The organism is Mesorhizobium sp. M1334, assembly GCF_040317995.1.
Lineage (GTDB): Bacteria > Pseudomonadota > Alphaproteobacteria > Rhizobiales > Rhizobiaceae > Mesorhizobium.
This window is the reverse complement of record NZ_JAMYLM010000007.1, coordinates 127,176-141,837: the sequence shown is the minus strand read 5'-3', so window position 1 is coordinate 141,837 and position 14,662 is coordinate 127,176. Positions and strand designations below refer to the sequence as shown.

The 14,662-nt window shown below is 64.4% G+C and carries 12 protein-coding genes; 6 read left to right on the top strand and 6 right to left on the bottom strand.

Translation table 11 applies throughout. From position 1 onward, the window contains the following. From NKH17_RS15640 to lpdA, 3 genes are all read left to right on the top strand, one after another. A complete protein-coding gene (locus tag NKH17_RS15640) occupies positions 1-1,014 on the top strand; it encodes an alpha-ketoacid dehydrogenase subunit beta (protein WP_352566896.1) in 1,014 nt (337 codons plus the stop codon). Positions 1,015-1,025: 11 nt separating this feature from the next. Continuing rightward, positions 1,026-2,399, top strand: a complete 1,374-nt coding sequence (locus NKH17_RS15635; protein WP_352899129.1) for a dihydrolipoamide acetyltransferase family protein — start codon at positions 1,026-1,028, stop codon at positions 2,397-2,399. Positions 2,400-2,653: 254 nt separating this feature from the next. After that, complete coding sequence (gene lpdA, locus NKH17_RS15630) at positions 2,654-4,048, top strand: dihydrolipoyl dehydrogenase (RefSeq protein WP_352971333.1); 1,395 nt, start codon at positions 2,654-2,656, stop codon at positions 4,046-4,048. Between the two features lie 168 nt (positions 4,049-4,216). Here lpdA and NKH17_RS15625 read toward each other — a convergent pair whose 3' ends face one another. Further along, on the bottom strand, positions 4,217-5,320 hold the full coding sequence (locus NKH17_RS15625) for a saccharopine dehydrogenase family protein (RefSeq protein ID WP_352479729.1): 1,104 nt from the start codon (positions 5,318-5,320) through the stop codon (positions 4,217-4,219). A 122-nt stretch (positions 5,321-5,442) separates the two neighbouring features. On the opposite strand from NKH17_RS15625, the gene NKH17_RS15620 reads away from it, so the two are divergent. From NKH17_RS15620 to NKH17_RS15610, 3 genes are all read left to right on the top strand, one after another. Further along, a complete protein-coding gene (locus NKH17_RS15620; RefSeq protein WP_254817936.1) occupies positions 5,443-5,871 on the top strand; it encodes an Lrp/AsnC family transcriptional regulator in 429 nt (142 codons plus the stop codon). A gap of 197 nt (positions 5,872-6,068) precedes the next feature. Then, a complete protein-coding gene (locus NKH17_RS15615) occupies positions 6,069-6,434 on the top strand; it encodes a RidA family protein (protein WP_254817935.1) in 366 nt (121 codons plus the stop codon). 22 nt (positions 6,435-6,456) lie between these two features. After that, a complete protein-coding gene (locus NKH17_RS15610; RefSeq protein WP_352899126.1) occupies positions 6,457-7,686 on the top strand; it encodes an amidohydrolase/deacetylase family metallohydrolase in 1,230 nt (409 codons plus the stop codon). Positions 7,687-7,715: 29 nt separating this feature from the next. On the opposite strand, the gene NKH17_RS15605 is transcribed toward NKH17_RS15610, so the two are convergent. The 5 genes from NKH17_RS15605 to NKH17_RS15585 all read right to left on the bottom strand — a co-directional run bounded on the left by NKH17_RS15605 (position 7,716) and on the right by NKH17_RS15585 (position 14,546). Next, positions 7,716-9,494 carry an NAD(P)-binding domain-containing protein gene (locus tag NKH17_RS15605; protein WP_352479727.1) on the bottom strand — a complete coding sequence of 593 codons (1,779 nt, stop codon included), beginning with the start codon at positions 9,492-9,494 and terminating at the stop codon, positions 7,716-7,718. 132 nt (positions 9,495-9,626) lie between these two features. Continuing rightward, positions 9,627-11,660: an aldo/keto reductase gene (locus tag NKH17_RS15600; RefSeq protein WP_352899124.1), complete on the bottom strand. Its 2,034-nt coding sequence runs from the start codon at positions 11,658-11,660 to the stop codon at positions 9,627-9,629. Positions 11,661-11,716: 56 nt separating this feature from the next. Beyond that, positions 11,717-12,814 (bottom strand): ABC transporter ATP-binding protein, encoded by a 1,098-nt coding sequence (locus NKH17_RS15595; RefSeq protein ID WP_023675944.1) that lies wholly within the window; start codon positions 12,812-12,814, stop codon positions 11,717-11,719. An 8-nt stretch (positions 12,815-12,822) separates the two neighbouring features. Then, on the bottom strand, positions 12,823-13,689 hold the full coding sequence (locus NKH17_RS15590; RefSeq protein WP_352899122.1) for a carbohydrate ABC transporter permease: 867 nt from the start codon (positions 13,687-13,689) through the stop codon (positions 12,823-12,825). After that, a complete protein-coding gene (locus NKH17_RS15585; protein WP_352507384.1) occupies positions 13,686-14,546 on the bottom strand; it encodes a carbohydrate ABC transporter permease in 861 nt (286 codons plus the stop codon). The genes NKH17_RS15590 and NKH17_RS15585 overlap by 4 nt, the downstream gene beginning before the upstream one ends. Positions 14,547-14,662: the final 116 nt, after the last annotated feature.

Genomic DNA, 14,662 nt, shown 5'->3' with positions numbered 1-14,662 from the left:
ATGCCGCGGCGGACCATGATCGAGGCGATCCGCGACGCCATGGACGTGTCGATGGCGCGCGACGAACGCGTCATCGTGTTCGGCGAGGATGTCGGCTTCTTCGGCGGCGTCTTCCGCTGCACGCAAGGCCTGCAGGCGAAATACGGCAAGAGCCGCTGCTTCGATGCGCCGATCAGCGAATCCGGGATTGTCGGCGCGGCCATCGGCATGGCGGCCTACGGGCTGAAGCCTTGCGTCGAGGTGCAGTTTGCCGACTATGTTTATCCGGCCTATGACCAGATCGTCTCGGAAGCGGCGCGGCTGCGCTACCGGTCGAATGGCGATTTCACCTGCCCGATCGTCGTGAGAATGCCGACCGGCGGCGGCATCTTTGGAGGCCAGACCCACAGCCAGAGCCCGGAGGCGCTGTTCACCCATGTCTCCGGCCTGAAAGTCGTGGTTCCGTCCAATCCGCACGACGCCAAGGGCCTGCTGATCGCAGCGATCGAGGATCCCGACCCGGTGATCTTCCTGGAGCCGAAGCGGCTGTATAACGGCCCCTTCGACGGTCATCACGAGCGGCCGGTAACGCCATGGTCGAAACATGAGCTCGGCGAAGTCGCCGATGGCCATTACACCGTGCCGCTCGGCAAGGCGGTGATCCGGCGGCCTGGTGCGGCAGTTACCGTGCTTGCCTATGGCACGATGGTCTATGTTGCCCAGGCGGCGGCCGAGGAGACCGGCATTGATGCCGAGATCATCGATCTGAGGACGCTGCTGCCGCTGGATCTCGAGACGATCGTCGCCTCGGTCAACAAGACCGGGCGCTGCGTGGTCGTGCATGAGGCGACGCTGACATCCGGCTTCGGCGCCGAACTTTCGGCGCTGGTTCAGGAGAACTGCTTCTACCATCTGGAAGCGCCGGTGGCGCGGGTCACCGGCTGGGACACGCCCTATCCGCATGCGCAGGAGTGGGACTATTTTCCCGGTCCCGCCCGGCTAGGCCGCGCGCTCGTCGAAACGATGGAAGCCTGAGGGGGAAGACGATGGGCGAATATGTCATCAAGCTGCCCGATGTCGGCGAAGGCGTCGCCGAGGCCGAGCTGGTCGAATGGCAGGTCAAGGTCGGCGATCTCGTGCGCGAGGACGCCGTGCTTGCCGCGGTCATGACCGACAAGGCGACGGTCGAAATTCCTTCGCCCGTCGATGGCGAGATCCTCTGGCTGGGTGCGGAGATCGGCGACACTGTGGCGATCGGCTCGCCAATCGTCAGGTTGAAAGTGGCCGGTGAGGGGAACGTCAGGGTTGGCGCGACGCTTGCAGACGTTACGGCGGAGGGTACCCCTGACGATGCGCGGGCTCGCCCGTCCTCGGGCTTGGAGCCGTCATTACCCAAATTGGCGCCGTCATCCTCGGGCTTGTCCCGAGGATCTGGCGTCCCACACGGATATGACGCGATCAGTTCCGAGAGGTCGGTAGATCCTCGGGACAAGCCCGAGGATGACGGCGCCAGGTCCAAGGTCAACAGCGCGCCGCGTCTAGAAGGCGAAAAACCACTGGCCTCGCCGGCCGTCCGCCTCAGGGCGAAAGAGGCCGGCATCGACCTTCGGCAGGTTTCGGGAACCGGCCCGGCCGGTCGCATCCGGCATGAGGACATCGACGCCTTCCTGGCGCGGGGGCCACAGCTGGCGAAGGCCCCTGGCCTCGCCCGCAACGAGGCGGTCGAGGACATCAAGATAGTCGGGCTCAGGCGAAAGATCGCCGAGAAGATGACGCTGGCCAAGTCGCGCATCCCGCACATCACCTATGTCGAGGAGATCGACGTCACCGCACTCGAGGATTTGCGCGCCGCGCTCAACAAGGAGAAGCGGCCGGGCGCGGACAGGCCGAAGCTGACGCTGCTGCCGTTCCTGATGCGGGCGATGGTCAAGGCCATTGCCGACCAGCCGAACCTCAATGCGCTGTTCGACGACGAAGCCGGCATCGTCCACCAGCATGGCGGCGTCCATATCGGCATTGCCGCGCAGACGCCTGCGGGGCTGATGGTGCCGGTGGTCAAGCACGCCGAAGCGCGCGACATCTGGGACTGCGCCGTCGAGGTCAACAGGCTCGCCGAGGCGGCCAGGTCGGGCACGGCGACGCGCGACGAGCTTTCGGGCTCGACCATCACCATCACCTCGCTCGGCGCCATGGGTGGCATGGCGACGACGCCGGTGATCAATCACCCGGAAGTGGCGATCGTCGGCGTCAACAAGATGATGGTGCGGCCGGTATGGGACGGCAGCCAGTTCATCCCGCGCAAGATGATGAACCTGTCCTCCAGCTTCGACCATCGCGTCGTCGACGGCTGGGACGCTGCGGTGTTTATCCAGCGCATCAAGACGCTGCTGGAGACGCCGGCGTTGATTTTTGTGGATTAGGGGATGCGATTGATCGCGAAGTATGGGGAGAATCGTCGGAAGGTGCCGGCGTTGGAATGCGGGCTCCCTCTTCTCCCCTTGTGGGAGAAGGTGGATCGGCGCGATAGCGCCGAGACGGATGAGGGGTGTTCCAGGGAATGCCAACGTCTCGCTCCGCTGGAACACCCCTCATCCGTCGCCTTCGGCGACACCTTCTCCCACAAGGGGAGAAGGGGGAGCCGTGCCGCGGCCATCCCAGAAAGGATGCAGCTGACATGAAGGAAATCTCCTGCAAGCTGCTGGTCATCGGCGCCGGTCCGGGCGGCTATGTCTGCGCTATCCGTGCCGGGCAGCTCGGCATCGATACGGTTATCGTCGAGTTCGGCAGACCGGGCGGCACCTGTCTCAATGTCGGCTGCATCCCGTCCAAGGCGCTGATTCATGCGGCCGAAGAGTTCCAGAAGCTCTCGCACATGGCCAGCGGCAAGAACCCGCTCGGCATTGCAATCGCCGCACCATCCCTTGATCTCGCCGGCACTATGGCCTGGAAAGATGGCATCGTTAGCCGGCTGAACAACGGTGTTGCCGGCCTGCTGAAGAAAGCTGGCGTGAAGACGGTGCATGGCTGGGCGACATTTCGCGACGGTAAGACCGTTGCCGTCGACACCGAGATCGGCATGCAGGTGATCCGCGCCGAAACGGTGGTGATTGCGACCGGCTCGGCGCCGGTCGAGTTGCTATCGCTGCCGTTCGGCGGCCCGGTCATTTCGTCGACCGAGGCGCTGGCGCTGAGCGAAGTGCCGGAGAGAATGGCGGTGGTCGGCGGCGGCTATATCGGGCTGGAACTCGGCATCGCCTTTGCCAAGCTGGGGGCCAAGGTGACCGTGGTCGAGGCGTTGCCGCGCGTGCTGGCGCAATATGATGCGGAACTGACCAGGCCGGTGGTGAAGCGGCTGGCCGAGCTCGGCATCGAGGTGCTCGTGAACGCCAAGGCCAAGGGGCTGTCCACCAAGCGCGACGCGCTGCTGGTCGAGACGAATGGCGGCAAGAACGGCAAGATCGCTGCCGACAAGGTCCTGGTCACGGTCGGTCGCAAGCCGGTGACCGAAGGCTGGGGGTTGGAGCAGATCGACCTCGACATGGCTGGACCCTTTATCCGCATCGACGACCGGTGCCGCAGCTCGATGCGCGGTATCTTTGCCATTGGCGACGTCACCGGCGAGCCGATGCTGGCGCACCGGGCGATGGCGCAAGGCGAAATGGTCGCCGACATCGTCGCCGGCCACAGGCGCAGCTGGGACAGACGAGCGATACCGGCTGTCTGCTTCACCGACCCGGAGCTGGTCACCGCGGGCCTGTCGCCGGAAGAGGCCAAGACGCGTGGCGAGATCAAGGTCGGACTGTTTCCCTTCACCGCCAATGGCCGGGCAATGACGAGGTTGGGCGAGGACGGATTCGTTCGGGTCGTTGCCCGCGCCGACAACCATCTGGTGCTGGGCATCCAGGCGGTCGGCCAGGGCGTGTCGGAGCTGTCCACTGCGTTTGGGCTGGCGCTGGAGATGGGCGCGACGCTGGAGGATATCGCCGGGACGATCCATGCCCATCCAACACAGGGCGAGGGTTTTCAGGAAGCGGCGCTGAAGGCGCTGGGGCGGGCGGTGCATGTTTGAGGGCTCGCGCTCTCCCCCCTTGAGGGGGAGATGGCCGGCAGGCCAGAGGGGGTCGGTTCGACTGGATGCGACCGCCCTTGCGACAGATGGAGGTTGGCGCTCTTCGCGAGGCGACCCCCTCTGTCGCCTTCGGCGACGTCTCCCCCTCGAGGGGGGAGATTACGCAGCTCACCCCGCAAGCCGGCTAACCATCTCGTGCTGCGCATAGGCGCGGCCGAAGCGGTTGGCCAGAAAAGCGTCGAGCGCGATGTCCTCCTGCTTGATGAAACCTCTTGCCGGCAAGGTGCCGTCGGCGAGCATGTCGAGCACGGCGCAGATCGCCGATGCGGTGGTGATCTGGATGGCGCTGCGCACCTTTTCGCCGTCGCGCCTGGCGTAGATCTTGTTGGCATAGGTCTCCTGCAGCAGACGGCCGTTCTTGCGGCCGCTGACGGTGACGAAGACGATAACCACGTCCTGTAGCGTTGCCGGCAGGGCGCTTTCAAAAATGTCCTTCAGCACGTCGCGGCGGTGGCGCAGGCCGAGGTCGTTGAGCAGCGCCTTCATGATCGCGGCATGGCCGGGATAACGGATGGTGCGGTAATTCAGCGTGCGCACCCTGCCTTTCAGCGTTTCGGCCAGCGTGCCCAGCCCGCCCGAGGTGTTGAACGCCTCATAGGTGACGCCGTCGAGCGAGAACTCCTCGCGCTCCTCGAGTGGCGGCACCTCGATCAGCTCGCCTTCGACGATCGCCTCGCAAGGCTCGCAATATTCGTTGATGACGCCGTCGGTGCTCCAGGTCAGATTGTAGTTCAGCGCGTTCGACGGGTACTGCGGCAGCGCGCCAACCCGCATGCGCACGCTCTCCAGCGTGTCGAAGCGGCTGGCGAGGTCGTTGGCAACGATCGAGATGAAGCCGGGCGCCAGGCCGCATTGCGGAATGAAGGCGCTGTTGCCGGAGCGCGCCAGTTCCTTGACGCGCCTGGTGCTGACGACGTCCTCGGTCAGATCGAGATAGTGCACGCCGGCACTGGCCGCCGCCTCCGCGATACGCGTGGTCAGATGGAAGGGCGCGGCGCTGAGCACCGCGAACTTGCCGGCCAAGGCCGCTTCGAGGGTGCCGGCGGCTTCGATGTCGAGTTCCAGCGTCTCGACCGTTTCAGGCAGTTCGGCCGCGCCGAGCTGCGTCGCCGAGCGGTCGACGAGCGTGACATGGTAGTTGCCCGTGGAAGCCAGCATCTCGGCAATGGTCGAGCCGATCTTGCCGGCGCCGACGACGATGATTTCCTTCATGACCGGTCCTCGCACCAACATTGGATTGATGGCTAGAATCGCAGCTTGCCTGTCGAAAGGAAGCGTGAGACTGTACGAAACGCAGTCTCTCTTTGTGCAATGTGCCGGCAAGGTTCGTCGAAATGCTCAGCGATGCCGACCAGGCTCTGCTTTCCCTGCTGCGCATCAATGCACGCGCCTCGACCGCCGAACTGGCGCGACGGCTGGGCGTGTCGCGGACCACGGTGCAGAGCCGGATCGAGCGGCTGGAACAGCGCGGCATCATCACCGGCTACGGTGTCAGGCTTTCGCCCGACTACGAACAGGGGCTGGTCAGGGCGCATGTCCTGCTTACCGTCACCCCCAAGCTCGCCGACAAGGTGGTGCGCAGCCTGCAGGCGCTGGCACCGGTTCGAACCCTGCACTCGGTCAGCGGCAATTTCGACATGATCGTTGTCGTCGAAGCGCCGTCGATCAGGGATCTCGACACGCTCCTCGACCAGATCGGCGCCATGGACGGGGTCGAGCGAACGTCGTCGTCGATCATCCTGTCGACGCGGATCGACCGCTGAGCCGGCTGGCGTCGCGGGTCCAGATGCTGGCGCGAAGGATCACCAAGGGCGGTGATCGTTCTGGCGTTACCGCAGCAAAGCGATATAGGCTTTCAAAATGTGGATCGATGGCCAAAATGTGGATCTATGGCGTGCAGCCGCGCCCAATCTCTCGCAGCATCGCGCGTTCACCCAAAGAACCTAGACAGGAGGCCTCCTTGCCCAAGCAGTGTTTCGGAAAATCCCATGTGCCGTTGTCGCCGGCGGTCAGGGCCGGCGATTTCGTCTATGTCTCAGGCCAGGTGCCGGTCGGCAGCGACGGGCTGGTGGTCAAGGGCGGCATCGCCGAGCAGACCGAACAGGTGCTGTCGAACGTCAAGGCGGCACTGGCGCTGGCCGGCTGCACGCTCGACGACGTGGTCAAGACGACGGTCTGGCTCGAGGACGCGCGCGATTTCGGCATCTTCAATACCGTCTATGCCCGGCATTTCCCGAAAGATCCGCCGGCACGCACGACGGTGGAGTCACGGCTTATGATCGACATCAAGATCGAGGTCGAAGCCGTCGCCTACAGGCCGGCCTGACGGAAAAGCGGAGACAGGCGCAATGCAATTCGATCTCCTGATAAAGGGCGGCCGCCTCATCGATCCGGCGTCGGGCCTCGACGCACAACGCGATCTGGCGATTATCGACGGCCGTATCGCCGCCATCGACGCCGAAATCCCCTTCGAACGTGCAGCCCGCGTCATCGACGCCACGGGCTCGATCGTCGCGCCCGGCCTGATCGACCTGCACAGCCATGTCTATTGGGGCGGCACGTCGCTCGGCGTCGATGCCGACCGGCTCGCCGCAAAGAGCGGCACCACCACCTTCGTCGATGCCGGAAGCGCCGGCGCCGGCAATTTCCTCGGCTTTCGCCGTCACGTCATCGAGCGCTCGAAGATCCGTATCCTGGCATACGTCAACATTTCCTTTGCCGGCATTTTCGGCTTCTCGCAGACCGTCGCGGTCGGCGAATGCAGCGACCTCAGGCTCTGCGAACCGCGCGAAACGGTGGCGGCGGCGCATGAGCACGCAGACGTGATCGTCGGCGTCAAGGTCCGCTCGGGACGCCACGCCGGCGGCAGCAGCGGCATCGCGCCGGTCGATCTCGGGCTGGAAGCCGCCGACAAGGCCGGCCTGCCGCTGATGGCGCATATAGACGAGCCGCCGCCGGGTCGCTCGGAAGTGCTGCCGCGGCTGCGCACAGGCGATATCCTCACCCACTGCTTCCGGCCGTTTCCCAACGCACCGGTCTTCGCTTCGGGCGCGGTGCGGCCGGACATGCGGCTGGCGCGCGAGCGCGGCGTCATCTTCGATATCGGCCACGGCATGGGCTCGTTCGATTTCGAGGTGGCCAAGGCGATGCTGAGCGAGGGACTGGCGCCGGACGTGATCAGCAGCGACGTGCATCTCTATTGCGTCGACGGGCCGGCCTTCGACGTCCTGGTGTGCATGTCGAAGCTGCTGGTTCTCGGCATGCCGCTGGTCGAGGTGCTGCGCGCCGCGACACAGCGGCCGGCCGAAGCGATCGCCAGGCCCGATTTGGGCAGGCTTGCGGTTGGTGCGGTCGGCGACATCGCGGTGCTGCGGCTGCGTCCGGGCCGCTTCACCTTTGTCGATTCGGTCGGCGCCTCGCTGGTCGCCGAGCAAAGGCTGGTCTCGGACGGCATCGTGGTCGGCGGCACGTGGTGGCCGAACGAGGCGCTGGACGATCTCGGCGAAACCGAGCGCTTCGAAGCGCATGCGCACGACACGCATGTCGAGGTTGCCGCCCGGCATTTCGGGCGTGGGTGATCTCCCCCTCAAGGGGGGAGATCACAGCTTCACCGCGGCGTCCCATAAACCGGCGTCGCAATGCCTTCCATCCTCGCCTTGATCTGCAGCGCCACGAACTTCGAATAAAAGCGCGACAGCGCCAGATTGCCGCCGTGGAACCACAGCGCTTCCTGCGCGGTCGGCTTCCACATGTTGCGCAATTCGCCTTGCCATGGACCCGGGTCGCCTTTCACGCCCGAGCCAATCCCCCAGCACGGCCCGACCTTGTCGGCGACTTCACGGGAGACGATCGCCGCCACCGTTTCGTTCATCGAGAGATAGCCGGTGCAGGCGATGATTGCGTCTGCCGCCAGTTCGGTGCCGTCGTCGAAGAGGATGCCTGTCGGCGTCAGCGACTTGATCCCGACGCCGCTGCGGATGCCGATCTCGCCGTCGATGATCAGATCGCAGGCGCCGACGTCGATGTAGAAGCCCGAGCCGGTGCGGTAGGCCTTCATCAAAAGTCCGGTCTCGTCGTCGCCAAAATCGATGGCGAAGCCGGCGCCGCGCAAGCGGTCGTAGAAGGCCGCGTCGCGCGCCTTGATGATGTCGTAAAGCGCCCGCTGGCCTTGCGGCAGCAGCGCGAACGGCGTCGAGGCGACGATCATGTCGGCCTTCTCAGTGGTGATGCCGCGAGCCAGCGCCTTTTCCGAAAAGATCTCGAAACCGATCTCCATCAGCGTGTCCGACTTGACCACCGTCGTCGGCGAGCGCTGGACCATCGTCACCTCGGCGCCGCTCTCCCATAGATCGACGCTGACGTCATGGCCGGAACTTGCGGCGCCGATGACGGCGACCTTTTTGCCGCGGAATTTCTCGCCGCTGGAATATTGGCTGGAGTGCAGGATCTCGCCCTGGAAGGCCTCGGCGCCCGGCAGGTCGATCTGCCTAGGCGGGCCATAAGCACCGGTCGCAAAGACGATGTGCCTCGGCTTTAACGTGATGCGCTGGCCGGCGCGGTCGACCTCGACCGTCCAGACCTTTTCGGTGTCGTCGTAGGACGCGCTGATGCATCTTGTGGAGGTCCAGTAGTTGAGCTCCATGACGCGCGTGTACATTTCCAGCCAGTCGCCCATCTTGTCCTTGGCCGTGAACACCGGCCAGTTCTCGGGAAACGGGATGTAGGGCAGATGGTCGTACCAGACCGGGTCGTGCAGCACGAGCGAGCGATAGCGATTGCGCCAGGAATCGCCGGCCTGCGCATTCTTCTCGATGATAATGGCCGGCACGCCGAGTTGCCGGAGCCGTGCGCCCAGCATGATGCCGCCCTGGCCGCCACCGATGACCAGGCAATAAGGCTGCTGGCCGGCGCCGAGTTCACGCGTCTCGCGCGCCCTCGCCTCCAGCCAGGTCTCGCGCTCCGGATCGGCCTTGTGGCGGACGCCCAGAGGCCGCGCCGGGCCCTTGCGCTCCTCAAACCCCTTGAGATCGCTCATCGCCGTAAACAGTGTCCGGCATTTGCCGTCCCTGAGGCGTATGATGCCTTGGCCCCACGCTGATGACGTCTCGAAAGAGAACCAGGCTTCGATAACGCCTTCGTCCGAAGTCGCTTCGCTGCTGAGCTGCCACCGAGCAGGCCTTGTCATTGCCAGCGTGGCTTCCAGCATGTCGCGGATAGCCGCGCGGCCTTCCATGGTCTTGATGTTCCAGGTGAAGGTCAGCAGGTCGCGCCAGTAACAGTCCTCGACGAACAGGTTGATTGCGGCCGCGACGTCGCCCGCCTCGAGCGCTCGCGCAAAAGAACCGAGCCAGGTGGCCGCCTGTTTCGACGGTGATATGTCGAGCATCTGTCTTCCCTATCTCCTGCGACTTCGGCGCTGCCCTTTAACCTTATCCTCTCTCCCGAAGAGCGGGGAGAGGGTAGGTGAGGGGCAGCGCAAACAGTCCGGAAATTAGGGGCGCAGCGCAAGACCCCGCTATCAGGCGCGCGCGCGGGCCTGATCCGAACCGCTATCCAGCCATGCAAGATCGTCCGGCGAAAGTGAGATGTCGAGCGCCTGGAGGCTGTCTTCCAACTCGTCGAGCGTGCGCGGCCCGATCAGCGGGACGGACGGAAAGGGCTGCGCCAGGACATAGGCGAGCGCGACGTGGATCGGGCTTTTGCCCAGCCGTTTGGCGAGCTCGATGGCGCGGTCGCGGCGGCCGAAGTTCCTCTCCGAGTACCAGACCCGGACCAGTTCCTCATTGTCGCGCCTGTCGCGGCCGGCGCGGTCGGTGAAGAAGCCGCGGCCCTGGCTCGACCAGGCGAAGTTCGGCATTTGCCGGGCGGTGAGCCAGGCCTTCCATGCGTCACTGGAGGACGTGACGCAGCCCGCCCAGATCGGCTCCAGCATCTCGGCCAGCGAGAAATTGTTGGAAAGCGCGCCGGGCTTCTGCTTGCCGGTGCGCTCGGCATAGGCAATCGCCTCGTCCATGCGTTCCATCGTCCAGTTCGAGCCGCCGAACGGACCGCGAATGCGGCCGGCCTTGACCTCGCGATCCATCGCATCGACGAACTCGTCGACCGGCACGTCCGGGTTGTCGCGATGCATGAAATAGACGTCGATATGGTCGGTCTGCAGCCGCTCGAGCGACTGGGTGAGCTGCTTGCCGATGACGTCGGGATAGCAGAGCGGCGAGTGCGCACCCTTGCCGATGACCACCGATTGCTCGCGCACGCCGCGGTTCTTCAGCCACTGGCCGAGCAGCGTCTCGGTATAGCCGGAACCGTAGACGAAGGCGGTGTCGAACAGATTGCCGCCCGCCTCAAAATAGGCGTCGAGCAGGATGGCGCCCGACGAAAAGGTGCGGAAATCCTCGAAGCCGAGCGCCAGGCACGAGGCCGGCCGCGGCAGGCCCGGAATGCCGCGCTTGGGGATGGCGGTCCCGCCGGAGCGCAGCTTCCGCCCGGAGATCGTGTTGACGCGCTTTGCCGGTTTCTCGATGTCATATTCGAGCCCGATGGCGGCCCGCCATCTATCGAGCACGCGCAGATTGCCGAGACTGTCGGCCCAGCTCATGCCCGGCCAGGCGAACTCCTGCTTCCCGCCGAGAATGGCCTCGCCGGCGGCGTCCACCTCGAATGCGTAAAGCCAGCCGTCCTCCTTGACCTCGACCACCTCGGTGTCACCCGGACGGATGATGCGGATTTCGCCGGTGCCGCCTTGCTGGCCGCCGGCATACCAGAAATCCGCCACCTCGATACGGCCCTTGCTGCCGAGAATACGCAATACGTTGTCCTGCGCGAGCGAAATGCTGCAGGAGACTTCCGCGACGATGCCGCCCGGAAAATGCAACAGCGCCGACGCCCATTCGTCGACGCCGGATTGGCCGAGATGCGCAGCGCCGACCACTTTGTCCGGCTCGGCAAAGGGCTTTCCCGCCGCGGCGCCGGCAATCAGCCGCGCCATCGAGACGGGATAGCCGCCGACATCGAGAATGCCGCCGCCGGCGAGATCCTTGGCGTAAAGCCGGTGCTCCGGCATGAAGCCCGGCATGGCGAAGCCGAAACTGGATTTGATCATCTTGATGTCGCCGATCGCGCCGGCCCTGATCAGCTCGACCAGCCTGGCCGTCTGCGGATGCAGCCGGTACATGAAGGCTTCGCCGAGAAAGGTGCCGGTCTTGCGCGCGGCATGGATCATGGCGTCGGCCTCGAAGGCGGTCAGGCCAAGCGGCTTTTCGCAAAGCACATGTTTTCCGGCCTCGGCTGCCTTGATCGCCCATTCGGCATGGCTCGGATGCGGCGTTGAAATATAAATCGCGTCGACGTCCGGAGCGCTAAGCAAAGCCTCGTAGCCATCGAGGATACGGGCGCCGGGGAAGGCCTCAGTGAGTCCGGCCTTGCCGGGATTGCGCGCCCCTAAGGCGACCAATGTGCCGGTGCGCGAATGGGCGACGCCGCCGGCAAACGCCTTGGCGATGTTGCCGGGCCCGAGAATGCCCCAGCGAATTTTTTCTGGCTTGGACGTCATGTCAAATCTCCGTGGGGTGGCCGCGACCAATCGCGATCGGACAAAAGAAAGATGGGTTAGCGAATGCGTGCGCCGGTGGCGTCGAAGAGAAGCGAGCGGTCGGCCTTGATCGACACCACCAGGTCGTCGCCGTTCGCGCGATGCCGCGAGGCCTCGCGCTCGATGATCAGTTCCTCGCGCCCGCCCCCGGTCCCGGAATTGGCATAGACATAGCTCACCGATCCCAAGTGCTCGGCGACGTCGGCCTTGAGGGTAAGGTCGCAATCGCCCTGGCCGGCGTCGAAGAAATGCTCCGGCCGCACGCCAAGCACGACATCGCCGCCTGTCGCAGGCAGAGCATCCGAAAGCGGCTTGCGCAGTCGCGCGCCGCGATGATTGACCAGTTCGACGACCGCAGCGCCGTTGTCGGCCCCGACCATTTTCGCCGCCAGAAAGTTCATTTTCGGGGAGCCGACGAAACCGGCAACGAAGCGGTTGGCGGGGTCGTCGTAGAGATCGAGCGGCGCGCCGATCTGCTCGATATTGCCGGCGTTGAGCACGACGATCCTGTCGGCCAGCGTCATCGCCTCGGTCTGGTCGTGCGTCACATAGACCATGGTAACGCCAAGCTCCTTGTGAAGGCGCGATATCTCGACGCGCATCTGCACCCTGAGCTCGGCGTCGAGATTGCTGAGCGGTTCGTCGAACAGGAACACTTGCGGCTCGCGCACGATGGCGCGGCCGATAGCGACGCGCTGGCGCTGGCCGCCCGACAATTGCCGCGGCCGCCGCTTCATCAGCTCGGCGATGCGCAGGATTTCGGAAGCCCGCTTCACCCGCCGCTCGGTATCTGCCTTGGGATTGCCGGTCATTCTCAGGCCGAAGCTCAGATTCTGCTCGACCGTCATGTGCGGATAGAGCGCGTACGACTGGAACACCATGGCGATGCCGCGATCGGCTGCCTCGACGTCGTTCACCACCTTGCCGCCAATGGCGATCTCGCCGTCGCTGATGTCCTCGAGCCCGGCGATCATCCGGAGCAGCGTGGACTTGCCGCAGCCGGAAGGGCCGACGAAGACGACGAATTCGCCGTCATCGATATCGATATTGGCGCCGTGGACGATTTCGAAGACGCCGAAGCGCTTGATGACGTTTTTGAGTGTGACTGCAGCCATGCTGATCCTTACTTGATGGCGCCGGCGGCGATGCCGGCGACGAAATGGCGCTGCAGAAGCACGAACACGACGAGGATTGGCGCCGTCAGCATCACCGCGCCCGCCATGATGCCGCCCCAGGACACCTTGGTGAGACCGATCAGCGTGCCGAGCGCCACCGGTGCGGTCATTGCGCCCGGCTTGGAATTGATCAGCAGCGGCCACAGATAGTTGTTCCAGGAAGCAAGGAAGAGAATGATGGCGAGCGCCGCCAGCATCGGCCGGGCCAGAGGCAATGCGACGAACAGGAATATCCGCCATTCCTTGACGCCCTCGACCTTGGCCGCGTCGAACAGCTCGTGCGGCATCATCGAAAAACTCTGCCGCATGAACAGCACGCCCAGCGAGTTGAACAGCGGCGGCACGATCAGCGCCACCCAGGTGTTGGCGAGCTTGAAGTCGCGCGCCACCATGATGAATTGCGGGATCAGCACGACCGCATAGGGCAGCGTGATGGTGCCGAAGATGATGGCTACGACCATGCCCTTGCCGAAGAAGTTGTAACGCGCCAGCGCCCAGCCGGCCATCGAGGTGAGCATCACCGACAGGAAGGTATAGGTCACCGCCACCGAGACGGAGATGCCGATGGCGCCGATGAAATTGGTGCCGCGCTGCAGATTGCTGACATTGTCGAGGAAATTGCCGTGCGGCAAAAGCTCGATGTCGGGGCTGAAGATGCCATTGTCGGGCATCGTGGAAAAGACCACCATCATCCACAGCGGGAACAGCCAGACCAGCGCCAGCGGCGTCAGGAACAGATGCAGCGCGATGCTGCGGCCCAATCTGGCCTGGGAACGGCTGACCCGGGAATGGCTGATTGGGGAGCGCGAGTTCATTTCGGTTCCCTCGTCAGCCATATCTGCACCAGCGAAATGGCAATCGCCAGCCCGGCCATGGTGTAGGCGACGGCCGAAGCGTAGCCGAAATTGAGCGACCGGAAGCCCTGGCGGTAAAGCAGCAGCCCGAGCGTTTCGGTGCCGCCGCCCGGCCCGCCGCGCTCGGTGATCAGGAAGGGCTCGGTGAACAGCTGCATGGTGCCGATGATCGACAGCACGGCGCAGAACACGATGATCGGCTTGAGCAGCGGCAGCGTGATGTAAAAGAACTGGTTGACCTTGCTGACCCGGTCCAGGGTTGCCGCCTCGTAGACATCCTCGGGGATGGACTGCAGGCCGGCGAGCAGGATGATGGCGTTGTAGCCGGCCCAGCGCCAGGTCACCGCCATCATGATCACCGCCATCGCCGGGGTGACGTTGGTAAACCAGTCGACACTGGGCAGGCCGATGCTGTTCAGCAATTTGTTGATGATGCCGTAGTCGAGATTGAACATCAGCCGGAAAACCGCCGAATAGGCGACTTCGCCGACCACGACCGGCGCGAAGAAGGCAAAGCGGAACAGGCCACGCGCCTTGAGCAGCGGCGAATTCAAAAGCACCGCCATCACAATCGCCAGGGAAATCATCACCGGCACCTGGATGACGAGGATCAGCAATGTGTTCTTCAAGGCATTGAAGAAGGCGGGATCGCCGATCAGCCGGCCCCAGTTGAAGGTCGGCGCGAACCGCCACGGCACGGTGCGCGTCGCCTGGAACGAGATCAGGAAGGAATCGATGATCGGCCACAGCCAGAAAATCGAGAAGATCAGCAGATAGGGCGCGAGGAAGCGATAAGCCGTGGCGTTCTGGTAGCGCATTCGTTTTCCTCCTTTCTGCTTTCGCCTGCTGGGGCGCGCGGTGTTGATGTTCAGGTGATGCGCCGCCGCAAACGGTGGCTTGTTCGAAGGCCGGCGCCGCCCCTCATCCGCCTGCC